The 22,066-nt window shown below is 59.2% G+C and carries 19 protein-coding genes and 1 tRNA gene; 13 read left to right on the top strand and 7 right to left on the bottom strand.

Annotation, left to right across the window (positions count from 1 at the left end; genetic code table 11):
- Positions 1 to 3: 3 nt before the first annotated feature.
- A complete protein-coding gene (locus AC0R79_RS13185) occupies positions 4 to 1,179 on the bottom strand; it encodes a XylR family transcriptional regulator (RefSeq protein WP_474734759.1) in 1,176 nt (391 codons plus the stop codon).
- 188 nt (positions 1,180 to 1,367) lie between these two features.
- Between AC0R79_RS13185 and xylA the strand changes: the two genes are divergently transcribed.
- From xylA to AC0R79_RS13165, 4 genes are all read left to right on the top strand, one after another.
- Complete coding sequence (gene xylA, locus AC0R79_RS13180) at positions 1,368 to 2,684, top strand: xylose isomerase (RefSeq protein WP_007958129.1); 1,317 nt, start codon at positions 1,368 to 1,370, stop codon at positions 2,682 to 2,684.
- Positions 2,685 to 2,826: 142 nt separating this feature from the next.
- Positions 2,827 to 3,828: a D-xylose ABC transporter substrate-binding protein gene (gene xylF / locus AC0R79_RS13175; RefSeq protein WP_474734757.1), complete on the top strand. Its 1,002-nt coding sequence runs from the start codon at positions 2,827 to 2,829 to the stop codon at positions 3,826 to 3,828.
- A 78-nt stretch (positions 3,829 to 3,906) separates the two neighbouring features.
- Positions 3,907 to 5,463, top strand: coding sequence for a D-xylose ABC transporter ATP-binding protein (xylG, locus tag AC0R79_RS13170; protein WP_474734755.1), 1,557 nt, complete (start codon positions 3,907 to 3,909; stop codon positions 5,461 to 5,463).
- Complete coding sequence (locus AC0R79_RS13165) at positions 5,464 to 6,600, top strand: sugar ABC transporter permease (protein ID WP_102717401.1); 1,137 nt, start codon at positions 5,464 to 5,466, stop codon at positions 6,598 to 6,600. It begins immediately after the preceding gene.
- Between the two features lie 77 nt (positions 6,601 to 6,677).
- Here the strand turns inward: AC0R79_RS13165 and AC0R79_RS13160 are convergent, their stop codons facing one another.
- The 3 genes from AC0R79_RS13160 to AC0R79_RS13150 form a co-directional block, all read right to left on the bottom strand.
- Entirely contained in the window at positions 6,678 to 8,954 is a 2,277-nt protein-coding gene (locus AC0R79_RS13160; protein WP_474734753.1) for a hypothetical protein, read from the bottom strand.
- Positions 8,955 to 8,978: 24 nt separating this feature from the next.
- Positions 8,979 to 9,053 (bottom strand) — tRNA-Lys (locus AC0R79_RS13155).
- 107 nt (positions 9,054 to 9,160) lie between these two features.
- Positions 9,161 to 10,042, bottom strand: coding sequence for a LysR family transcriptional regulator (locus AC0R79_RS13150; protein ID WP_474734752.1), 882 nt, complete (start codon positions 10,040 to 10,042; stop codon positions 9,161 to 9,163).
- A 126-nt stretch (positions 10,043 to 10,168) separates the two neighbouring features.
- On the opposite strand from AC0R79_RS13150, the gene AC0R79_RS13145 reads away from it, so the two are divergent.
- Entirely contained in the window at positions 10,169 to 11,158 is a 990-nt protein-coding gene (locus AC0R79_RS13145; RefSeq protein ID WP_474734750.1) for a zinc-dependent alcohol dehydrogenase family protein, read from the top strand.
- Positions 11,159 to 11,244: 86 nt separating this feature from the next.
- Here AC0R79_RS13145 and ycaC read toward each other — a convergent pair whose 3' ends face one another.
- Positions 11,245 to 11,877, bottom strand: coding sequence for an isochorismate family cysteine hydrolase YcaC (gene ycaC / locus AC0R79_RS13140; protein WP_007958138.1), 633 nt, complete (start codon positions 11,875 to 11,877; stop codon positions 11,245 to 11,247).
- Between the two features lie 220 nt (positions 11,878 to 12,097).
- Here ycaC and AC0R79_RS13135 point away from each other — a divergent pair, with 220 nt between their 5' ends.
- From AC0R79_RS13135 to AC0R79_RS13105, 7 genes are all read left to right on the top strand, one after another.
- Positions 12,098 to 13,699: a sensor domain-containing diguanylate cyclase gene (locus tag AC0R79_RS13135; protein ID WP_474734748.1), complete on the top strand. Its 1,602-nt coding sequence runs from the start codon at positions 12,098 to 12,100 to the stop codon at positions 13,697 to 13,699.
- Positions 13,700 to 14,137: a hypothetical protein gene (locus AC0R79_RS13130; protein ID WP_474734746.1), complete on the top strand. Its 438-nt coding sequence runs from the start codon at positions 13,700 to 13,702 to the stop codon at positions 14,135 to 14,137. It begins immediately after the preceding gene.
- Between the two features lie 94 nt (positions 14,138 to 14,231).
- A complete protein-coding gene (locus AC0R79_RS13125; RefSeq protein ID WP_127797795.1) occupies positions 14,232 to 14,768 on the top strand; it encodes a GNAT family protein in 537 nt (178 codons plus the stop codon).
- A 422-nt stretch (positions 14,769 to 15,190) separates the two neighbouring features.
- On the top strand, positions 15,191 to 15,697 hold the full coding sequence (msrA, locus tag AC0R79_RS13120) for a peptide-methionine (S)-S-oxide reductase MsrA (protein ID WP_221399463.1): 507 nt from the start codon (positions 15,191 to 15,193) through the stop codon (positions 15,695 to 15,697).
- A gap of 157 nt (positions 15,698 to 15,854) precedes the next feature.
- Entirely contained in the window at positions 15,855 to 17,366 is a 1,512-nt protein-coding gene (locus tag AC0R79_RS13115) for a GGDEF domain-containing protein (protein ID WP_474734744.1), read from the top strand.
- 32 nt (positions 17,367 to 17,398) lie between these two features.
- Positions 17,399 to 17,839: a DUF6130 family protein gene (locus tag AC0R79_RS13110; RefSeq protein WP_127797792.1), complete on the top strand. Its 441-nt coding sequence runs from the start codon at positions 17,399 to 17,401 to the stop codon at positions 17,837 to 17,839.
- Between the two features lie 25 nt (positions 17,840 to 17,864).
- Positions 17,865 to 18,437, top strand: a complete 573-nt coding sequence (locus tag AC0R79_RS13105) for an eCIS core domain-containing protein (protein WP_474734742.1) — start codon at positions 17,865 to 17,867, stop codon at positions 18,435 to 18,437.
- 59 nt (positions 18,438 to 18,496) lie between these two features.
- On the opposite strand, the gene gabP is transcribed toward AC0R79_RS13105, so the two are convergent.
- Entirely contained in the window at positions 18,497 to 19,903 is a 1,407-nt protein-coding gene (gene gabP / locus AC0R79_RS13100) for a GABA permease (RefSeq protein ID WP_474734740.1), read from the bottom strand.
- A 302-nt stretch (positions 19,904 to 20,205) separates the two neighbouring features.
- Here gabP and AC0R79_RS13095 point away from each other — a divergent pair, with 302 nt between their 5' ends.
- A complete protein-coding gene (locus AC0R79_RS13095) occupies positions 20,206 to 20,742 on the top strand; it encodes an AAA family ATPase (protein WP_474734739.1) in 537 nt (178 codons plus the stop codon).
- A gap of 57 nt (positions 20,743 to 20,799) precedes the next feature.
- On the opposite strand, the gene AC0R79_RS13090 is transcribed toward AC0R79_RS13095, so the two are convergent.
- A complete protein-coding gene (locus tag AC0R79_RS13090) occupies positions 20,800 to 22,014 on the bottom strand; it encodes an aldose 1-epimerase family protein (RefSeq protein WP_474734737.1) in 1,215 nt (404 codons plus the stop codon).
- Positions 22,015 to 22,066 lie beyond the last annotated feature (52 nt).

Raw genomic sequence — 22,066 nt, 5'->3', positions numbered from 1 at the left:
CATCTATCTGGCGCCCTGCTGATATTCACGGGGCGTACACCCGAACTCTCGGCGAAACACCGTGTGCAGATACTGCGCGGATTTGAAACCGCACGTGCGGGCAACGTCCGCAATCGCCGTGTCGGTTTTTTCCAGCCCGCGAGTGGCCGCCGCCAGTTTGAAACGCAGAATCTCGTCATGCACGCTGCAACCTCGCACCGCGCGAAAGTGCGACTCCAGCGAGGAACGCGACACGCCGACATAAGCCGCCACTTGCGCGGTCTTGATGCCCTGACAGGCATATTGGCGGATGAACAGCAGCGCCTGCATGACGTAGGGGTTGCCCAAAGGTTGATGCAAGCTCGACACCTGGACGTTGATCGCTTCAGGCGGGATCAGGAAATGCGCACCCGTTGACGGTTTGCCATGCAGCATCTGGTGCAGCAGTTGCGCGGCGGTGCGGCCCATGGTTTCGGTGCCCTGGATCACCGAACTCAGCGGGACCCGGGTCAGGCTGCGGGTCAGCGGGTCGTTGTCGATGCCGATCAACGCCACCTGCTCCGGAACGGCGATTCCGGCGGTCAGGCAAGCTTGCAGCAACTGCCGGGCGCGGGCGTCACTGACCGCGATGATGCCAATCGGCTTGGGCAGGCTCTGCAGCCAGGCGATCAGTTGTTCGACGGCGCTGTCCCACAGCGGCGCGCTGGTGCCCATGCCGCGATAAACCTCAGCGTGCAAACCGTCCCGCTGCATCAATTTTAGAAAAGCCTTTTCGCGCTCCTGGGCCCATCGGTTCGCCTGCGCCTCAGGCAGGCTGAAGCAGGCAAACCGTTGCAGCCCGGCCTCGATCAAGTGCTCATAAGCCATGGTGATCAGCGCGTTGTTGTCGGTCGCGACGTACGGGATGCCTTTGGGATAGGCCCGCTCATCCTGATAAGAACCGCCCACCGCCACCACGGGCATCTTGATGTCGGCCAGCGCCTCGCCAATCAGCGGATCGTCGAAGTCGGCGATGATCCCGTCACCTTGCCAACGCTCGATGCCTTTCAAGCGGCAGAGAAAATCCTCTTCCAGGAACAGATCCCAGGACGCGCGCGTGCTGCTCAGGTAGTTGCCGATGCCGCTGATGATGCCGCGGTCATAGATCTTGCTCCCGTTGAACAACAGGGCGATGCGGTGAACAGGCGGTATGGTTTTCATTGTTTTCAGGCTTGTTCCGGGCCTCTTGCCGTAGAGGCGGTCTGCACAGACTAGGCGCGCAGAGGGCGAATCTCAATACGCAAAATCGCACTCCGTGTTGGTGATTTTCGTAATCGGCAGGCACAGGGCCGTTGCTAGTATCGGGACACGCCCAAGCACAACAACCAAGAACAACAAGGACATTGCCAATGCCGTACTTCCCCGATGTCGACCGGATTCGCTACGAAGGTCCTGCCAGCGATTCTCCCCTTGCCTTCCGTCACTACGACGCCGACAAGATCATCCTCGGCAAGCCCATGCGCGAACACCTGCGCATGGCCGCCTGTTATTGGCACACCTTTGTCTGGCCGGGCTCCGACGTGTTCGGTGCAGGGACGTTCAAGCGTCCGTGGCAACACGCCGGTGACCCGATGGAGCTGGCCATCGGCAAGGCGGAGGCCGCGTTCGAGTTTTTCTCCAAGCTGGGTATCGACTACTACTGCTTTCACGACACGGATGTCGCCCCCGAAGGCCACTCGCTAAAGGAGTACCGCAACCACTTCGCCCAAATGGTCGATCACCTGGAGCGCCATCAGGAAGAAAGCGGAATCAAGCTGCTGTGGGGCACCGCCAACTGTTTCAGCAATCCGCGCTTTGCCGCCGGTGCCGCCAGCAACCCGGATCCTGAGGTGTTCGCCTGCGCCGCCGCCCAGGTCTTCAGCGCCATGAACGCGACTCAACGCCTCAAGGGCTCCAACTATGTGTTGTGGGGCGGTCGCGAAGGCTACGAAACCCTGCTCAACACCGACTTGAAACGCGAGCGCGAACAACTGGGTCGCTTCATGCGCATGGTGGTCGAGCACAAGTACAAGATCGGCTTCAAAGGTGACCTGCTGATCGAGCCCAAACCGCAGGAGCCGACCAAGCACCAGTACGATTACGACAGCGCCACGGTGTTCGGTTTTCTCCAGCAGTTCGGTCTGGAAAAGGAAATCAAGGTCAACATCGAGGCCAACCACGCGACCCTGGCCGGTCATAGTTTCCATCACGAGGTAGCGACGGCCGTCTCGCTGGGGATTTTCGGCAGCATCGACGCCAACCGGGGCGATCCGCAAAACGGCTGGGACACCGATCAATTCCCCAACAGCGTCGAGGAAATGACCCTCGTCACTTATGAAATCCTCAAGGCCGGCGGGTTCGGCAATGGCGGATTCAACTTCGACTCCAAGGTGCGCCGCCAGAGCCTCGATGAGACCGATCTGTTTCACGGTCACGTCGGCGCCATGGACGTCCTCGCCCTGTCGCTCGAGCGGGCCGCCGCCATGGTCCAGAACGATCAGCTTCAACGGCTCAAGGATCAACGCTACGCCGGCTGGCAGCAACCGTTCGGCCAGGCGGTTCTGGAAGGTGAGTTCAATCTCCAGTCACTGGCCGAGCACGCCTTCACCAACGAACTGAATCCGCAGGCCGTCAGCGGCCGGCAGGAAATGCTCGAAAACGTCGTCAACCGGTTTATCTATCGCTGATCGCCAACGAGGACTGCGGGCGCTGTGACATTTGCGCGACAAATCTGTAGTCCGTTGCGTCAGCTGATTCTCTACAGTTCCACCAGCCCGATATTCATCGTCAGGCCGTGTCTTTCAAACAAAAATAAAAGGACGCACCACCATGAAGAACGTAAAACGCACGCTGTTTGCCGGCGCCCTGGCGTTGCTTTCGTTGCCGGTTATGGCCGACGCTGCCCACCCTAAAATCGGCTTCTCCATTGATGACCTGCGGCTGGAGCGCTGGTCCCGTGACCGGGATTACTTCGTTGCGGCAGCGGAGAAAATGGACGCCAAGGTCTTTGTGCAGTCGGCCGATGCCAACGAACAAAAGCAGATTTCGCAAATCGAAAACCTCATTTCCCGTGGCGTCGATGTCATCGTCATTGTGCCGTTCAACGCTACCGTGCTGACCAATGCGGTGGCCGAAGCGAAGAAAGCCGGGATCAAGGTCGTGTCCTATGACCGCCTGATACTCAACGCCGATATCGACGCCTACATCTCCTTCGATAACGAAAAGGTCGGCGAGATGCAGGCCAGCGGCGTGCTGCACGCAGCGCCCAAGGGCAATTACTTCCTGCTGGGAGGTGCGCCCACCGACAACAACGCGAAAGTCCTGCGTGAAGGTCAGATGAAAGTGCTGCAACCGGCCATCGACAAGGGGGACATCAAGATCGTCGGCCAGCAATGGGTGAAGGAATGGAACCCGACCGAGGCGCTGAGCATTGTTGAGAACGCCTTGACCCGCAACGACAACAAAATCGACGGCATCGTCGCCTCCAACGACGCCACGGCCGGTGGCGCCATTCAGGCCCTGGCCGCTCAGCAACTGGCCGGCAAGGTGCCGATCTCCGGACAGGACGCGGACCTGGCAGCGGTCAAGCGGGTGATCTCCGGCACGCAAACCATGACGGTCTACAAACCGCTGAAACTGATTGCCTCCGAAGCCGCCAAACTCTCGGTGCAACTGGCGCGCAACGAGAAACCCGCCTACAGCTCGCAGTACGACAACGGCATCAAAAAAGTCGACACCATCCTGCTCACCCCGACTCCGTTGACCAAGGACAACATCGACCTGCTGGAACAGGACGGCTTCTATACCAAGGCGCAGCTCGCCGGAAAGTGACACTCAGTGAGTGATGCCCCCGCAGGCGTTTTGCGCCTGCGGGATCAGTCCAGTATCTGTCGCTTATGAGTCTCTGCCATGTCCGACTTTCTGCTGCAAATGAACGGCATCGTCAAAACCTTCGGCGGTGTCAAAGCGCTCAATGGCATCGACCTCAAGGTCCGGCCGGGTGAGTGCGTCGGGCTGTGCGGCGAGAATGGCGCCGGCAAGTCCACGCTGATGAAAATCCTGTCTGCGGTCTATCCCCATGGCACCTGGGACGGTGAAATCCTCTGGGACGGTCAACCGCTCAAGGCGCAATCGATCAGCGAAACGGAAGCCGCCGGCATCGTCATCATTCACCAGGAACTGACGCTGGTTCCCGACCTTTCGGTGGCCGAAAACATTTTCATGGGCCATGAGCTGACGCTGCCAGGTGGGCGGATGAATTACCCGGCGATGATCCACCGCGCCGAAGCCCTGATGCGTGAACTGAAAGTGCCGGACATGAACGTGTCACTGCCGGTTTCACAGTACGGCGGCGGTTATCAGCAACTGGTGGAAATCGCCAAGGCCCTGAACAAGCAGGCACGCCTGCTGATCCTCGACGAGCCGTCTTCGGCCCTGACCCGTTCGGAAATCGAGGTGTTGCTGGACATCATCCGCGACCTCAAGGCCAAGGGCGTCGCCTGCGTTTACATCTCGCACAAGCTCGATGAAGTGGCCGCTGTCTGTGACACCATTTCGGTGATCCGCGACGGTAAACACATCGCCACGACCGCCATGGAGAACATGGATATTCCCCAGATCATCACCCAGATGGTCGGTCGGGAAATGAGCAACCTCTACCCCACCGAACCACACGATATCGGCGAGGTGATTTTCGAGGCGCGCCACATCACCTGCTACGACGTCGACAACCCCAAACGCAAACGGGTCGACGACATTTCGTTCAGCCTCAAACGTGGGGAAATCCTCGGCATCGCCGGGCTGGTCGGTGCTGGTCGCACGGAGCTTGTGACCGCGCTGTTCGGCGCCTACCCCGGTCGCCACGAAGGCGAAGTCTGGCTGGACGGTAAACCCATAGATACCCGCACGCCGCTCAAATCGATCCGCGCCGGCGTGTGCCTGGTGCCCGAAGACCGCAAGCGTCAGGGGATCATTCCCGACCTGGGTGTCGGCCAGAACATCACCTTGGCCGTGCTGGACAGTTTCTCGAAACTGACCCGCATCGACGCCGAAGCCGAACTGGGCAGCATCGATCGGGAAATTTCGCGCCTGCACCTGAAGACCGCGAGCCCGTTCCTGCCGATCACCAGCCTGTCCGGGGGCAATCAACAAAAAGCCGTGTTGGCGAAGATGCTGCTGACCAGGCCCCGGGTGCTGATTCTCGACGAGCCAACCCGAGGGGTGGATGTCGGCGCCAAGTACGAGATTTACAAGTTGATGGGGATGCTGGCCGCCGAAGGCGTGTCGATCATCATGGTGTCTTCGGAACTGGCCGAAGTGCTCGGCGTTTCCGACCGCGTACTGGTGATCGGCGAAGGCCGGTTGCAGGGCGATTTCATCAACCATGAACTCACACAGGAACAGGTGCTTGCCGCGGCACTCAGCCAGCCTGACAGCCATAACAATAAAGATCGGAAATCCGCGTAAATGAATCAGGTCAAACAACTTTTCACCCGCTACAAGATGCTCGCACTGGTGTTTGCCGTGGCGCTGATCTGGCTGTTCTTCAGCTGGCAGACCGAGGGCGGATTCCTGACACCGCGCAACCTCTCCAACTTGCTGCGCCAGATGTCCATCACCGGGATCCTCGCCTGCGGAATGGTGCTGGTCATCATCAGCGGCGAGATCGATCTGTCGGTCGGCTCATTGCTGGGCCTGCTCGGTGGCGTGGCAGCCATTCTCGATGTTGTCTATCACGTACCACTGCTGGCGAACCTGAGCCTTGTGGTGGTGTGCGGATTGCTGATCGGCCTCGCCAACGGTTACATGGCTGCGTACCTGCGCATTCCGTCATTTATCGTGGGGCTGGGCGGGATGCTCGCGTTCCGGGGGATTTTGCTGGGAATCACCGGAGGCACGACCATTGCGCCGGTGTCTCCGGAGCTTGTTTACATTGGCCAAGGTTATTTGCCACATGCGATCGGCGCCGGCCTGGGCGTCCTGCTGTTCGCACTGACGTTGTTCCTGACCTGGAAACAACGGCGCAATCGCGCCCTTCACGGCCTCGCGGCACACTCACTGGTGCGTGACGTGGCACGCGTGTTGTTGATCGGCGCGGTGCTGGCCGGGTTTGTCCAGACCCTCAACAGCTATGACGGCATTCCCGTGCCGGTCCTGCTTCTGTTGATTCTATTGGGCGGATTCAGCTATGTGACCAGCCAGACCGTGTTCGGCCGACGTGTCTACTCCGTGGGCAGCAACATGGAAGCGACGCGCCTGTCCGGTATCAATGTGCAGGCCGTGAAACTCTGGATTTTCGGGATCATGGGCGTGATGTGCGCCCTCGCCGGCGTGGTCAACACCGCGCGCCTGGCCGCCGGCTCCCCCTCGGCCGGCAGCATGGGCGAACTCGACGCCATTGCCGCCTGCTTCATCGGTGGCACCTCGATGCGCGGCGGTTCCGGCACAGTCTATGGCGCCCTCCTCGGCGCCCTGGTCATCACCAGCCTGGACAACGGCATGTCCATGCTCGACGTCGACAGTTACTGGCAGATGATCGTCAAGGGCAGCATTCTGGTGTTGGCGGTTTGGGTGGATGTGAGTACGCGGACTGGGCGGCGTTGAAATGAAGGCATCTCTGAAAATGCGAAAAGCCTGCTTTTGAAGGCAGGCTTTTCGTTACGCCTGGAGCTTTTCGATATCTAGGAAGGCATCAGCCAGTGCCGCTCAGTGGTCCACCCGAGAAAAACCTTACAACCCTCCCGCTCTTGGTGAGCTGAAGTCAACCGACATCCAGATACCGCCATGCGCAACCCGATCATGGCGGGAAGAAATCGCCCCTGAAATGCGCTGGATTGAGCGGCGAAGTGCACTTCAATGTTTCCAAGCGCACTCTCCAATCGAGACTGATCCAGCATCGACAGATAAAACATCATCTGGCGCCACGCATACGCGGTGTTTTTCAACATGACCAGACGTGCATGGTAGAACTTGATCTGCATCTGCTGCCGACTGCATATCCATTTGAAACATGCCTCGGCCATTGAGCCCAAACGATCATGTAACAGCGTCTTCAGGTCCAGATCATCAAACAGGATCGCCAGGTTTTGCGTGGTCAATATCTGTTGCTGTTCGATGATCGTGCCGTTGTTCGCTGGACTCCATCTACCGATATCGGCATTCGCCCGCCGTGCGCACAAACCAGCCAGCACACCACTGTTGCTTCGTGAATTCCGCTGCTTGGGTAGTGCAGCCAACTGATCCATATCGATATCGTTATAGCGTGCGTAAAGAGATCCGGCCATCAAACGGACTGAACGCTTGGCAGCCTTCACGAACTTGCCGGAGAAAGCGCCCATGAAAATGTCAGCCGCGATCTCCTCTACGAAGGGAAGATCCAGCTTGGCCGATTCGGCAAGCGAGGAAAACTCCTGAAGCAACTTGTTCGGCAGAATGGCCTGAGGAAATGCAACAAGGGTCAATGCGGACGCCTCGACCAAAGCCTGTCTGGCACCTTCAATCGCCAGAGCCCCCGCCTCGTACTCGGTCTCCAGAGCTTTCACCCAAGGCAAATCATCGACTCTCACCTGACGCTGCATGTTCAGCAGCAATAGAGAGCGTCGACGCCTGAACGCACGATAAGTAGCGACAGACAGTGCCCGCAGCGCTACGTCTCGATATCCGGCGCTACAGATTTGCGCCGTCATCGCTGGCAGCACTTTCGCCACTGTATCTGCGGATGTAATGACCCCATGTTCAATCAACTCTGCAACCGTTCCCTTTCGGCAGCGTTCGAGGCGTCGACGAATCGAAGGAGGAATGGCCTCCCCCTCCTTCAATGAATAAACCTTCGCCTCTTCGTTGGTGATGGGCGTCAGTAACGGCGCGAAATCAGAGATGCCTTCCGAGACTGGATATCTCGCCAGTCGCGCGGAAGCAGCCTTGGCAATCAGATAGTGTGCCGAGGCTGATACGTGATGACGCTGCTGTGCGCGCTTGCTGGAATGTTCTTCGGACTCAGGGTGTCCATGCTTGCCTACAAAGTCATCGACAATTCTGCGAATGCGCCCAACCTGTCGCCCCGTTAGCGATGCAGGATCGATAGAGCACTGCTTGAGCAATGCCAGCAACTCCGCCGCCCGATCACTGGAGTTACCCGCGCGGCGGGGATCAGCCTCAGTGGCGATATCAAATTCTTTACCGAGCACCGAAGCGCGCTCGAACCAGCCTTCAGGGTAATGCCTGCAAGGCCAACCATCATTGTACGTCAGCAGGAACAGCGAGACCGCCGTGTCGTAGAGAGGCAACCTGCGTTCAACAACGTGCTTTTGAACCGTTAGACGAGGCTGGCGTGAGAGGACGGAAAGACGCAGGCTGATTTGGCCAGCGTTGAAAACTTCAACTTCAGCCATCGAGAGCGGGCGCGAGTTGGCTGCCGCGGGAAAGAAACGCACTCGTTCGAAGAAAGGTGCGATCTGCTCGATCAACGTCCTGGCTTCTTCGACGCGTTGTTGCCCCAGAAACCAGGCCACTGTCGGCAACGCGGCCTCTTCCGGTACATCGATCCGATAGTCTTCGTTCGTCAATCGCTCTTGCAGCGTTCTGACGCCTTCGTCTGAAAGATGCCACCTATTCAAATCGAGTCGTTCGTAACCCGCTCGAATGCCGGGAATCGATGACGCCAACAGGCGCTCATGAGCGGTCAACTCGCCACCGGCCAGAAGGTTGCCCGTTGCAAAGCCGCCAGTGGCCACTTCCAGCGTGATCCATTCTGGCAGGTCGGCAAACGGCGTCCGCGAGCCATACAGTGCACGGCCATGCATCAGGTTTTCGAGAACCTTTTGCCAGCGTTCGATCCGGGCAAGTGCTTGCGGACTGGCGTCGTTGTCGCGTGCAGTGAGCGCGCGAGACAGTTGAAAGTGTGCATAACCGGCGTTTATTTCGCCGAGCGCACCCGATTCACCCTCAGGCCTGGACATACTTCCTTGTGACCTACTATGTAGTGGGTCCGGGGGCTGGATTCGAACCAGCGCCCACCCGGTTAAGAGCCGAGTGTTCTACCGCTGAACTACCCCGGAACAGAGCGCGCATTGTCGATGAGTCGCGAAAGTATGTGAAGCTCGGATTCAGGGATTTTGTTGCGACAAATCTCTGATCGTTAAGCCTTCATCACTCAATGCAGCTCTTATCCGAACGCCCCTCTCACGAAATCGATAAAGCTCCGCAGTTTGGGCGTCAGCCTCGGATCCGGCGCATACAACAGATTCATCGGCGAAACCGGCACCTTGTACTGCGGCAGCAGACTCACCAGCGTCCCGCTTCGCAGCGAATCCTTGACCAGCTCCAGCGGCAGCATCACCACCCCCAGCCCCGCGACGGCCCCGGACAGTAACGGATCGCCCTGATTAATCGTCAATCGGCTTTTAATCGGCACGTCGATGCAGCCTTCCGGGCCTTCGAATCGCAGGTGTGAGCGGCCGTCCGAATAGGCGAACGCCAGGCATTCGTGTTCCTGAAGATCCCAGGGTGTCGTGATCGGTGGGCGGCGTGCGAGGTAGGACGGTGCCGCGCACAGCACCATTTGATAGGGCATCAGCGGCAGTGCCTTCAGGCCGCTGTCGGCGAGTTCGCCGATGCGAAATACAGCGTCGTATCCGCCGTCCACCAGGTGGACCAGTTCGTTCGACAGCGTCAGGTCCACCGACACTTGCGGATAACGAACCATGTACTCCAGCAGCTTCGGCGACAGCGTGCTGACGCCGAACGTGACGGGCGCATTGATCCGCAACCGGCCGCTGGGTACGCCCCGGGTCACGGCGGCCATTTCTTCGGCGGCGTCCATGTCGGCCAGAATCAGCTTCGCCCGCTGATAGAAGGTGCGGCCGAAATCAGTCAGGCTTTGCTTGCGGGTGGTGCGGTTGAGCAGCGAAACGCCCAGATGTTGTTCGAGCATCTTCACTTGCTTGCCGACCATTTGCGGGGACAGGTTGAGTTCGTCCGCCACCGCGCTGAAGGAGCCCAGCTCCACCGCTTTGACGAAGGTGGCCATGAGTGTAAGGCGATCCATTGGAAACTCATTGTTTCTAGTGTTGCGTCATCCTAGGCCTTTATCCGGAGCAGGCCAAAGCCTAAATTGGCCTCCATGGCACCGGATCACGCCGGTGCAATTTCATCGATAACCGAGGAAGTACAGATGGCACGCATTGTCAGAATTCATGAATACGGTGACGCGAGCGTCCTGAAACTGGAAAACGTCGACGTCCCGGCACCTGCGGCGGACGAAGTGCAGATCGAGGTCAAAGCCTTTGGCCTGAATCGCGCCGAAGTGATGTTCCGCAACCACGCCTATCTACAGGAAGCGGAGTTTCCCAGCCGTCTCGGCTACGAGGCTGCGGGTGTGGTGGTCGCGGTTGGCGTCAACGCCAGCGAGTTCAAGATCGGTGATGCCGTCAGCCTGATTCCACCGCTGGACATCGCGCGCTGGGGCACTTACGGCGAGCTGGCCAACGTGCCCGCTCACCTCACGGTCAAGCACCCGCAGAACCTGTCGTTTGAACAAGCGGCGGCGTCCTGGATGCAATACGTCACCGCGTGGGGTGCGCTGGTCGAACAGGCCAAATTGCAAAAGGACGATTTCGTCATCGTCACCGCCGCCTCCAGCAGCGTCGGCCTGGCAGCCTTCCAGCTCGCCAAAATGGTCGGTGCCACCTCGATTGCCGTCACCCGGACCCGCGCCAAGAAACAGGCCTTGCTCGACGCCGGCGCCGCACACGTGATCGTCAGCGACGAAGAAGACATGGTTGCAGCCGTCATGGCGCTGACCGACGGCAAAGGCGCGCGAGTGGTGTTCGATCCGGTGGGCGGCCCGTCGTTCGAACCGCTGACCCAAAGCATGGCGCGCGGCGGCATCCTGCTGGAGTACGGTGCCCTGAGCCCGGAACCGACGCCGTTCCCGCTGTTCACCGTGCTCGGCAAATGCCTGACCCTCAAGGGTTACCTCTACACGGAGATCGTCTCCGACCCGGCCATCCTGGCGCGCGCCAAGGCTTTCATCGGCGACGGGCTGGCTTCGGGTGCGCTGCAACCGATCATTGCCAGGACATTCGCACTGGATGACATTCAGGGAGCGCATCGTTTTCTTGAGGCCAATCAGCAGGTCGGGAAGATTGTCGTCACGGTTTAAGGTGACGAGTCCCCTGCTCTGCTGTTTGCGGTAGACGACGAAAGCCTGCTTTTTTCAAAGCAGGCTTTCGTCCATCCGGCATCCGGTTATTTCTGATGCGCCGTCAGCGCTGCATAACCGTTCATCAAGTTGCGGTAGTTCGGGATGCGCTGGGACAGCAGGTTGCCCAGGCCTTCGATGTCGTTGCGCCAGTCGCGGTGCAGTTCGCAGGCTACCGAGAACCAGTTCATCATCTGTGCGCCGGCCTGGGTCATGCGGTTCCACGCGGCTTGTTGCACGGTGGTGTTGAAGGTGCCGGAAGCGTCGGTCACCACGAACACGTCAAACCCTTCTGCCAGCGCCGACAGGGTCGGGAACGCTACGCACACGTCGGTCACGACACCGGCAATGATGATCTGCTTGCGGCCGGTGGCCTTGATCGCCTTGACGAAGTCTTCGTTGTCCCAGGCGTTGATCTGGCCTGGGCGAGCGATGTACGGCGCGTCCGGGAACATTTCCTTGAGTTCCGGCACCAGCGGGCCGTTCGGGCCTTGTTCGAAGCTGGTGGTGAGGATGGTCGGCAACTCGAAGAATTTGGCCAGATCGGCCAGCGCCAATACGTTGTTCTTGAACTCGTTTGGCGAGAAGTCCTGAACCAGAGAAATCAGACCGGTCTGGTGGTCGACCAGCAGAACTACGGCGTCGTCTTTGTTCAGGCGGTTGTAGGTTGGAGTGCTCATGTTTGAATCCCTTTTTAGTTGTGGAAGTGCGTTTGCGTTCAAGATGGGCACAGATTACTGACTCGCCTGAAAGCGATAAATCGGCTGAAAAGCGTTTCACCGTCAACTCAAAACGGACAATCCACTCAAACTGCCAGGTAGTTCACACAGCCACCCCGACCTTCGCGCCTATCCTTGTCATAATGCCGACCCGCTCAGAACGACCTCCAGGGAAATGTTGATGCCCGGACGCAAGACGCAAGCGCCCACTCCAGATGAAGCACCGCGCGCGCCCCGCAAAGGGGTGAAGGCCGGCTCGACCTTTCGGCTGACCGTCAGTTTCATGCTGATGGTGGTCGTGGCCTTTCTGGCGGTAGAGAGCTGGCGGACTTGGCGCGACTATCGTTCGGTCTTTGCGTCCGCGCGTGATTCGGTGACCAACCTCGCCCGCGCCACGGCGCAGCATGCCGAGGACACCATCCGCCAAGTCGATGTGCTGACTGCGGGGCTGGCCGAGCGGGTCGAAGGCGATGGTCTGCAGAACCTGGATGTGGCGCGGATTCACAAGCTGCTCATCCAGCAGTCGAAAATCATGCCGCAGCTGCACGGCCTGTTCATCTACGGTCCGGACGGCCATTGGATCGTGACCGACAAGGAGGTCACGCCCGAGACCGCCAACAACGCCGACCGTGATTATTTCCAGTACCACCGCACCCATGAAGACCGGCGCGTGCGCATCGGTCAGGTGGTGGAAAGTCGTTCCACTCATGACCTGATCATTCCGATCTCGCGCCGCTTGAATAACCCCGACGGATCGTTCGCCGGCGTATTGCTGGGGACGGTCAAGGTCAGTTATTTCGTCGACTATTACGGTGACTTCCGCATCGATGACAAAGGCGCGCTGGTGCTGGCGATGCGCGACGGCACGATTCTTGTGCGCCGACCGTTCATTGCCTCGGTGGTCGGCAAAAGCCTGGCGAACAGCGAAATTTTCAAGACCTACCTGCCCAGCTCCAACCAGGGCATCGCCCAGATCAGGGCGGTGGTTGACGACACTGAGCGGCTTTACGGCTATCGCGCACTGACCACCTACCCGCTGGTGGTCGAGGCCGGTTTGTCCCGGGATTCCATCGTTGCGCCGTGGCGCCAGGACCTGCTGAAAAACGGCTTCGTGCTGGTGTTCCTGATTCTGGTGCTCGCCTGTTTCGGGCTCATCGTCCTGAGCCAGTTGCGCCAGCGGATGGCGATGGAACGGGAGATTCGCTCGGCGCACAAAACGATGCGCGACATGGCGCTGACTGACAGCCTCACCGGTCTGGGCAATCGTCGGCGCCTGGATGCGGCACTGGCGGACGAGATTCGTCTGGCCCGGCGTCAGGGTTCGTCGCTGTCGTTGATCATGCTCGATGTCGACTACTTCAAGCGCTACAACGACCAGTACGGCCACGCCGCCGGCGATGACTGCCTGATCGCGGTCGGCGACGGTATCCGGAAAGCGGTCAAGCGGCCTTCGGATCTGGCTGTTCGCTACGGTGGCGAGGAATTCACCGTGCTGCTGCCCAACACCGACAGCGCCGGGGCAATTCAGGTGGCCGAAGACATTCTGCAGACCATTCGTTCGCTGGAGCTTGAACATGCCGGGCATCCGCTGGGGTATGTCACCGCGAGTGCGGGGATCACCACGCGTTATCCGGTTGACGATGGGGTGACCCCGGCCAGTTTGCTCAAGTCAGCCGATACCTGTCTGTATCAGGCCAAGCAGCAAGGGCGGAATCGCTGGTGCTCGGCGCAGGCATCCCGGCAGATCCAGCCCATTGCGGCGATGCCGCGGACGGATCGCTGAGTGCAATTACAAGGAGTTGGGATCATCAACGCACGCTATTTCAAAGGGGCGGGAAAGCCCCCGGCGCATCTGGCTTCGATCAATTATGAAGGTGCTGAATCGGGCAGTTTGATACTCACCGACACCTCTGGCGCGACGTATCGGCAACCCTTCACTTCCCACGCTGCACTGCTTTCACTGTTGGGTCGCCTGATGCATGAACGCGTGCCCTTTGCGGTGGGCGGCATGTGTCCGGGGCCGGCGGATGAAGTGGCGTTGTTGATTGAGCAAGGAGAACTTGAGGGGGACTGGGTGGAGCTGTCGTGGTCGGGCGCGCAGGAGTGGATGCTGCGCGAGATCAGGGCCTCCACGAGCGAATGGGAGATACAGGCTGCTCCCGATTTGATCGTTAATACATCATTCGATCCGGGCCAATTCCAGCGTCCTTCACGCACATAAGCAGCGTCCTACAGCAGCCGTCCCTCACGCCTGATTACGTGGGCACCCTCGCCTTCGATACCGTCTTCTGCCTGATCCGGACAGAACACAGACGATGCGAAGAAAAGGCAAAGGTACCGAACTCCGAAACCAAACGCTCAAATCAGAAGCCCGCAAACTTGCGCACGAAACGCTTTCCATGGATCCAGGAGCTCTGGCAGCCGGGATTGATGCTCAGTTGCTCAGGATCGACCCGATCACGCCCTTGGCAATCAACGCATATCATCAGTGGAGCGGGACCATTGGGTACCCATGGGATGATGTACTTGAGTGGAAAACAAAAGATGCAAAAGGTCTGGACTTGGCTTTCTGGTACGAAGATGAGCTGTGCGGCTTGTGCTATGCAACGCCACGAAAAAGCACAATCTGCATAAAAATCGTTCTTTTGCAGGGTCACACCAGCAAGGCCCATACCCTGCGAGGCTGGATCGCACCAATGGCACTACTGACAACAGAGTTCTATGCCCGAAAGCTGGGATGTACCGAAATTGAAGTACAAGAACCTGACTCAGGTGCTATCTCTTACTACCAAACGCTTGGATTTTATTTTGACACGACTGACCGCCTTGTCTTTCCACTGGACCACCCATAAGATCGACTCAAGCAACCCGGCACGAGAGGTGTCCATGAAACACAAGAAGCCAAAAGCCCAATCAGCGCCTGCTTCCAGACTTCGTGCCGAAGAACCCTGTTTGCCCAACAGGGTCTCCGCCAGTCAGCGGCATTTTTTGAAAGTAGCCGCAGCCTGTGGCAAAGAAATGGAGCCTGATGGTTGGCTCGCCGGTGGCAGAACCTGAACCCCGCTTTGAAAAAAACCGCCTGATTGGCGGTTTTTTTCGCTTCAATATTGGCGCGCCCCGCGCCGGGCGCTCCAAAAACAGTGACGTGAAGCAAAAGCAGGAGAATTCCGAAGGCCCGCGCTTCACGATTTATTTACCAACTCAACCTTGGAATCGGCCCACACTCCCTCATATCAAGAAACATCTGCGACCCACTCGAGAGGAAGGACATGCCATGACCACTCAAACCGAAACTGCCATTCTCGCCGGCGGCTGCTTCTGGGGCATGCAGGATCTGTTGCGACGCTACCCCGGTGTGCTGCAGACGCGGGTCGGTTATTCCGGCGGCGATGTGCCGAACGCCACTTACCGCAATCATGGTAACCACGCCGAAGCCATCGAAATCGTCTTCGACCCCGCCGTGATCAGCTATCGGCAGATCCTCGAGTTCTTCTTCCAGATCCACGATCCGAGCACGCCCAACCGTCAGGGCAACGACCTTGGCCCGAGCTATCGTTCGGCGATCTATTACCTGAACGAGCAGCAACGCGATATCGCCGAAGACACTGCGGCCGATGTCGACGCGTCAGGCCTCTGGCCAGGCCGCGTGGTTACCGAAATCGAACCGGCGGGGCCGTTCTGGGAAGCGGAGCCGGAACATCAGGATTATCTCGAGCGCATTCCGAATGGCTACACCTGCCACTTCATTCGCCCGAACTGGAAGCTGCCGAAACGCGGTTGAGGTCCAGCGGGGGTCGGTGCAGTAACCCGTTCATCTATTGCTGCAGCGACACCTGACTGCTTGTATCCTTGCGCACGATGAGGACGAACGGCTGCCGTTATTGCCTTGATCCAATAGCCTCTGGAACGGAAAAACGGACTTTCCATAAGGTAGTGACGTGAAGCGAGATACACACCTGGTTGTGCTTTTGCTGTTGGTTATCGGCTGTTCCCTGGCCTCACTGACTGTGTGGAAGGTGCTGGCCTCTCGAGAGCGAGCGCTGGAGGAAGTGGACGTTCACGGGTTGAACCTGACCCAGGCGCTTGTCACCTATTCCGAAGGCATTGTCCGCCAAAGTTCGGCGCTTTTGCTCGGGCTCGTCGAACGCCTGGAAACCGAAGGCAGTGGCCCCGTTCAGATCCAGCGGATCAGTTCGCTGATCGACCGGCAGGAGCCGCTGATGCCACAGCTCAGCGGCATCACCATCTACGACAGTCAGGGACGCTGGCTGATGTCCTCCAACCGGCCGATTCCGGCCGGGGCAAATAGCAGTGATCGGGCCTATTTCATTCATCACCGCGATGATCCCTCCCCCGAGACCTTTATCGGTCCGCCCATTCAGAGCCGCTCCAATCAGGAATGGGTCATCACCGTCAGTCGACGCTTCAATGATGTTCGCGGTGAGTTTGCCGGAGTGGTCGCGGTGACCTTGGGCATCGAAAACTTTCTGCGGCTGTTTGGAAAGATCGATGTCGGACAGGAGGGTGCCATCGGGTTGTCCTATACCGATGGTACGTTGCTGGTTCGCTACCCCTTCCGCGAGCAGGACATGGGGCGCAATTTTTCAAAGTCACCGATCTACGCCAAGTACCTGGTGGATCGCTCTGTCGGCACCGCCTCGTTCACCTCCAGCCTGGACGGTGTGGAAAGGCTCTACGCCTTTCGCAAAAGTGACCGGCTGCCGCTGATCACGACCGTCGCACTCGGGAAACGCGAAGCCCTCGCCGCGTGGCGAACGGAGGCGCTGCTATCGGCCGTGGTGGTGACGGGCCTGCTGGCGCTTACTGGTCTCATCGGTTGGTTTTTGATACTGGATATCCGACGCAGAACCCAAGTAGAAGCGGAGTTGATGGGCACTCAGCAGCAGTTGCTTTCGTCAAACAGGCAACTCGAGCTGTTGGCGATGAAGGACGCCCTGACCGGTCTGGCCAATCGACGCTGCTTCGATGTGACGCTGGACCTGGAGGCGCGACGAGCGCAGCGCGACGGCACGTCCTTGGCATTGCTGATGATTGATATCGACTACTTCAAACTGTTCAACGATTCCCACGGGCATGTTGCCGGCGACGATTGTCTGCAACGCGTTGGCAACGTCGTGGAGACGTGCGTGCGCCGTCCCTCGGATCTTGTGGCGCGGTATGGCGGTGAAGAGATGGGCGTCATCATGCCCAATACCGACAGCGAAGGTGCGCAGATCGTGGCGCAACTGATCCTCGACCGGTTGCAGCAAGCGAACATTTCCCACGAATCCAGTCCGTTGGGAAGAGTGAGTGTCAGCATCGGGATTGCCACTGCCGCCGGTTCCCGACTCACCCCCGTGCAAGGTTTGATCGAGGCCGCCGATGAGGCGCTGTACAGTGCCAAGGCCTTGGGGCGAAACAGGTCGGTGAAACTGCCCGGCTTGATCTAGCCTTAAGTGAAACCACGCGGGAGAAAACCACCATGCCCCTCCTCCCCAAACACCTGTTCGCCCTTGCCATGGGTGTCGTCTCTTGCATGACGGCGCATGTTCACGGGGCTGACACACTACAGCCACCCGCAATACTCCCGGTGCAATCCGAATCGGCGCCGCAGCTCATCGCCTACCCGCCCCTCCCTGCGCCACTTGCCCGTGGTGTTGTCATCATCCAGTACCGAACCGAACATGCCCGGATCATGCCGGTGTTTGGCAATGCGGCGGCGGATGTATCACCTCGCCTGGGTCACCTTCACGTGACCGTCGACGACTGGAAAGGTACCTGGGCGCACACCAGTGAAGATCCGATCATCCTGGTGGGGCTGACACCCGGCAATCATAAGGTTCTGCTTGAAGTGGCGGATCCGACTCACCGGGTTCTCACCAGTGCGACAGTGAATTTTGTCGTTCCCGAGAAGACGCCCTGAAGAGGCCATACATCGAAAAGCGCCCATGCCCTCCACGCTTATCAGCCTCGTCACCTGGCTTGCCCTTGTAGCGCCCGCCCAGGCTGACACCTGCCCCGCCGGCGAAAAACAAGTGTGCCTCGACAGCTGCATTTGTCTGCCGGACCCGGGGCGTCTCTCTGAAGACCTCTTTCGGATCGCGGCTCCCGCGCTGGCCATGGGATTGACTCAGGCCCGCGCCGAAGCCGCCAGCACCGACATCAAATCGATTCCCCCGCATATCCGGGAGCAACTGCTGCGCTGGTATGAACCCAGTTTCCTCGATGCTGTGCACTACAAAATCACCGACGACGGCCAATACAACGCCGCCACGGCCATTCTGCAAAACCCGGATGTCGGCGCGGTGACGCTGATCGACATCATCCTGTTCCGCGACGCTGAGACCGCAGAGCAGAACGTGGCGCTCTGGGCGCACGAACTGAAGCATGTGCACCAGTTTCAGGAATGGGGAGTCGAAGGGTTTGCTCAGCGGTATACGCAGGATTTCAATGCGGTCGAGGCTCCGGCCTACGCGATACAGGGCGAAGTCAGACGTTGGCTGCGAGCCGAAGCCCGATGATCGGACATCCCCTGCGTCCATGCCGGGGATAGCCCCACCGTTCAAGCACCAGAAAAACCCTAGGCCTTGCCCGCCGAAACCGCCGCCCTCACCTGCCCATGTTGCCGCGTGGTCACCAGCCCGATAAAGGAAATCGCCAGCGCCAGGCCAATGGTCGATGTCACTTCCAGCCGATGCTCGGGCGTCACCATCATCACCGCCAGCGCAGCGCAAATGAAGACGATCACCAGCCACGTCAGCCACGGAAACAGCCACATGCGAAACGTCAGCTCGACGTTCTGCCGACGCAGCATCCGGCGCATGCGCAATTGCGAAACCGCGATCACCAGATACACCAGCAACGCAATCGCACCGGAGCTGGCGAGCAGAAACTGGAACAGCCCGGCCGGCATGAAATAGCTGAACAGCGTCACCCCGGCACCGATCACGGTGCTGGCGATCACCGCCGCCCTCGGCACGCCCGCCGCGGAGGTCACTTTCAGCGGTTGCGGGGCATCGCCGCGTCGGCCCAGCGAGAACAGCATCCGCGAGGAAATGTAGATCGAGGAATTCATGCAACTGGCCACCGCGATCAGCACGACCACATCGACCAGAAATTTGGCGTTGGGAACATTCATCAGCTCCAGCGCGCGCTGGTAAGAGCCGACGGACGCCAGCAGCGGATCGTTCCAGGGCACCACGGAAATCACCACGAAAATCGACAGCAGATAAAACACGCCGATGCGCCAGATCACCGAGCGCGTGGCCTTGGCGATGTTCTGCGCCGGGTTGCTCGATTCGGCGGCCGCGATGGTCACCGCTTCCGTCCCGATAAAACTGAACATGATGGTGATGAAAGCCCCGACCACCGCCGACAAACCATTGGGCGCAAACCCGCCGTGCTCTTCCATCAACCGGCTCAAACCGCTGGCCTCACGCTCCGGAATCCAGCCCATCAACACCGCAAAACCCAGCCCGATGAACCCGATGATCGCCACCACCTTGGCCATCGCAAACCAGAACTCGAACTCGCCGTATTTGGACACGCTGAACAGGTTGGTCACCACCAGCAAAATGATCGACAGCAACGCGAACAACCACGCATCGACCTGAGGAAACCACTGATTCAACACATGCCCGGCGGCCAGCGCTTCAATCGGAATCACCAGCACCCAGAACCACCAATACAACCAACCGATGGTGAACCCCGCCCAGCGCCCGATGGCCTGATCGGCATAGGTGGAAAACGATCCCGTGTCCGGGTGGGCCACGGCCATTTCACCGAGCATGCGCATGACCAGCACGACCAGCAGACCGGAGAAGAGATAAGCAAGCAAGACTGCCGGGCCGGCGGCGGCAATGGCGTGGCCGGAGCCGACAAACAGCCCCGCACCGATGATGCCGGCAATGGAAAGCATGGTGACGTGACGCGGCTTGAAGCCCTGCGCCAACTGACCGTTCGAGTCCTTCGAGTTCAGACTATTCATTGTTTTTGTTGTTCTCTGGTGATCGACGTTTGGGCGTACTGACGACGTGTCAGGCGATCATCATTTCTTCCTGTTGCCCTGCTCCAGAGCGGCGCACCTCAAGCGCTGCAGCGTTACAAATCGGTCGGACGACGACGCAGGGCGATGAAATGATGCGTCACCTTACGTGCCTGGAGTTGATGGTAAATAGCCTGGGAGCGGCATGGGGGCGTCTGATTTCGACATGGCGCGAAGCGACCGGACTTCTGTCGGAGAGCCGATTCCTGCACAATCGCCGGCTTTTTTCGCGACAGGAAGTCCCCATGCAACGGATCGTCATTCTGGGCAACGCCGGCAGCGGCAAATCCACCCTCGCCCGCGCCCTCGGTGAGCGCCTCGGCCTGACGGTGATCCACCTCGACAAACTGTTCTGGGAACCAGGCTGGATCGAGCCCGACGCCGAGCAGTTTCGCACCCGCGTACGTCAAGCCGTCGCGGCAGAAACCTGGGTCTGTGAAGGCAACTACGCCCGACGAACCTTCGACATGCGCCTGCCTCGCGCCGACCTGATTATCTGGCTCGATACTCCACGCCTGACCTGCCTCGTCCGCGTGATTAAACGCAGCGTGATGAACCGCCCTCGCCCGGATCTTCCTGCGGGGTGTCGAGAAAAAATCGATCTGGCGTTTTTGACCTTTCTGAAGTTTGTGTGGAATTTCGACCGGGGCTACCGGCCGGGAATCGACGGAGTGCGCCAGGCCATTGGGCCGGAGATTCCGGTGGTGCACTTGCGTGGGGCGCGGGAGATTGCGAATTTCGTCGAACGGCTACCGGTAACGGGCAACGACTTGTTGGTTTAAAAAAGGGGACTGATTTATTTAGGAAAAATAAATCAGCCTCCCTTTTTCTGGCCGGTGTCAGCCCTTGGTCAGATCAACCAACGGTGCCTGCCGCACCTCGGTCTCCCGCCCGCCCTGAATGTCGCTCACCTGCTTCAAGGCCTTGTCCACTGCCGCCTTATCCGCCAACAAGCTGTAACTGATGCGGAACTGTTTGTGTTCCTTCGGCCCGATGGTGGGCACCAGGTTCAGTGGCCGCTGATAACGGCGGTTGTAGGAAAAGCTCGTCCCCGGCTCCAGCCCGGTGACGTAACCCTGACCTTGGGTATCGGTGTTCTTCCACAGGGAAAACACCGGCAACGTCTGCGTATTGAAGCCAACCGAAACGCCCAGGCTGCCGGCCTTGTTATGCAACACGGTCAACGTATCGCCCTTGGCATCGGCGTACGGCACGACGTTGTAAACCGTTTCGTCGTAGTCCTTGGTCGGTGCGCGGTAGGTTTGCCATTCAGCCAAATCGCCCTTGGCCTTGTCGTTGAACGGCGACACTTGTTTCACCGGCGCGGCGAAACGAGCGCCCTGCTCCAGGAACGGGGTGCTGAAGTTGCTGTGGTACAGCGCCTGGTATTCCTTCGGATAGTCGCCGTTGTTGGTCAGGGTGTCGTTGAGGGCGAACACTACGCTGCCGGGTTCGGTGACCAGTTCGGTGGCGACGGAGAAGTCGACTTTCTTGAACGCCTGCTCTTTCAGCTCACCGCGCAGGGTGATGGCGTACGGTGGCGTTTCATCGATGTGCAGAGTGACTTTGTTCGCAGGAATGTTGGCGGCCCGGCCGTGCAGGGTCAGCAGTTCGCCGTTGTCGACGCCGGGGTGGCCGACCCATTCGTATCCGCAGCGGGTCACCAGCTCATTGAAACCTTCGAGCCAGCCCAGACCACCGCGCCCATTGAGTTCGATGAAGGACGGATTGACCACCTCCTTGACCGGCGAATCCCAGCCCATGCGCACATCGCCGACCGAGGCCTGCAAGACGTTCATTCCCCGCGTCGGCACCACCGAGAGTTTCATCGTGCCGTTATCGATGTCGACAATGCTGACGCCTTCCTGCCGCCCGCCGTGCAAAGTGCGCAGGCTGACGCTGAAGGGTTTGTCGGTTTTCAAGCCGAGTTGCTGGCTGGTGATTTGCCAGTTCTGAGCGGCTTTGTCGGTGTCGAGCAGAACATAATCCCAGGCCATGGCGTGGGAGGCAGCGGACAGTGCGCTGAGGGCAACAACGAGTTTGAGCGGGGTCATGGGAGCAGCCTTTCTTGGAGTTGTGCCGTTTTTATAAACCTGCTGAAACGTT

This window comes from Pseudomonas sp. HD57-3, assembly GCF_056113135.1.
The sequence above is the reverse complement of the archived record's forward strand: the minus strand, read 5'-3'. Positions and strand labels throughout refer to the sequence as shown.

Coding starts and splice junctions, on each gene's coding strand:
- AC0R79_RS13185 (WP_474734759.1), bottom strand. CDS start 1,179: ATGAAAACCATACCGCCTGTTCACCGCATCGCCCTGTTGTTCAACGGG.
- xylA (WP_007958129.1), top strand. CDS start 1,368: ATGCCGTACTTCCCCGATGTCGACCGGATTCGCTACGAAGGTCCTGCC.
- xylF (WP_474734757.1), top strand. CDS start 2,827: ATGAAGAACGTAAAACGCACGCTGTTTGCCGGCGCCCTGGCGTTGCTT.
- xylG (WP_474734755.1), top strand. CDS start 3,907: ATGTCCGACTTTCTGCTGCAAATGAACGGCATCGTCAAAACCTTCGGC.
- AC0R79_RS13165 (WP_102717401.1), top strand. CDS start 5,464: ATGAATCAGGTCAAACAACTTTTCACCCGCTACAAGATGCTCGCACTG.
- AC0R79_RS13160 (WP_474734753.1), bottom strand. CDS start 8,954: ATGTCCAGGCCTGAGGGTGAATCGGGTGCGCTCGGCGAAATAAACGCC.
- AC0R79_RS13150 (WP_474734752.1), bottom strand. CDS start 10,042: ATGGATCGCCTTACACTCATGGCCACCTTCGTCAAAGCGGTGGAGCTG.
- AC0R79_RS13145 (WP_474734750.1), top strand. CDS start 10,169: ATGGCACGCATTGTCAGAATTCATGAATACGGTGACGCGAGCGTCCTG.
- ycaC (WP_007958138.1), bottom strand. CDS start 11,877: ATGAGCACTCCAACCTACAACCGCCTGAACAAAGACGACGCCGTAGTT.
- AC0R79_RS13135 (WP_474734748.1), top strand. CDS start 12,098: ATGCCCGGACGCAAGACGCAAGCGCCCACTCCAGATGAAGCACCGCGC.
- AC0R79_RS13125 (WP_127797795.1), top strand. CDS start 14,232: ATGCGAAGAAAAGGCAAAGGTACCGAACTCCGAAACCAAACGCTCAAA.
- msrA (WP_221399463.1), top strand. CDS start 15,191: ATGACCACTCAAACCGAAACTGCCATTCTCGCCGGCGGCTGCTTCTGG.
- AC0R79_RS13110 (WP_127797792.1), top strand. CDS start 17,399: ATGCCCCTCCTCCCCAAACACCTGTTCGCCCTTGCCATGGGTGTCGTC.
- AC0R79_RS13105 (WP_474734742.1), top strand. CDS start 17,865: ATGCCCTCCACGCTTATCAGCCTCGTCACCTGGCTTGCCCTTGTAGCG.
- gabP (WP_474734740.1), bottom strand. CDS start 19,903: ATGAATAGTCTGAACTCGAAGGACTCGAACGGTCAGTTGGCGCAGGGC.
- AC0R79_RS13095 (WP_474734739.1), top strand. CDS start 20,206: ATGCAACGGATCGTCATTCTGGGCAACGCCGGCAGCGGCAAATCCACC.
- AC0R79_RS13090 (WP_474734737.1), bottom strand. CDS start 22,014: ATGACCCCGCTCAAACTCGTTGTTGCCCTCAGCGCACTGTCCGCTGCC.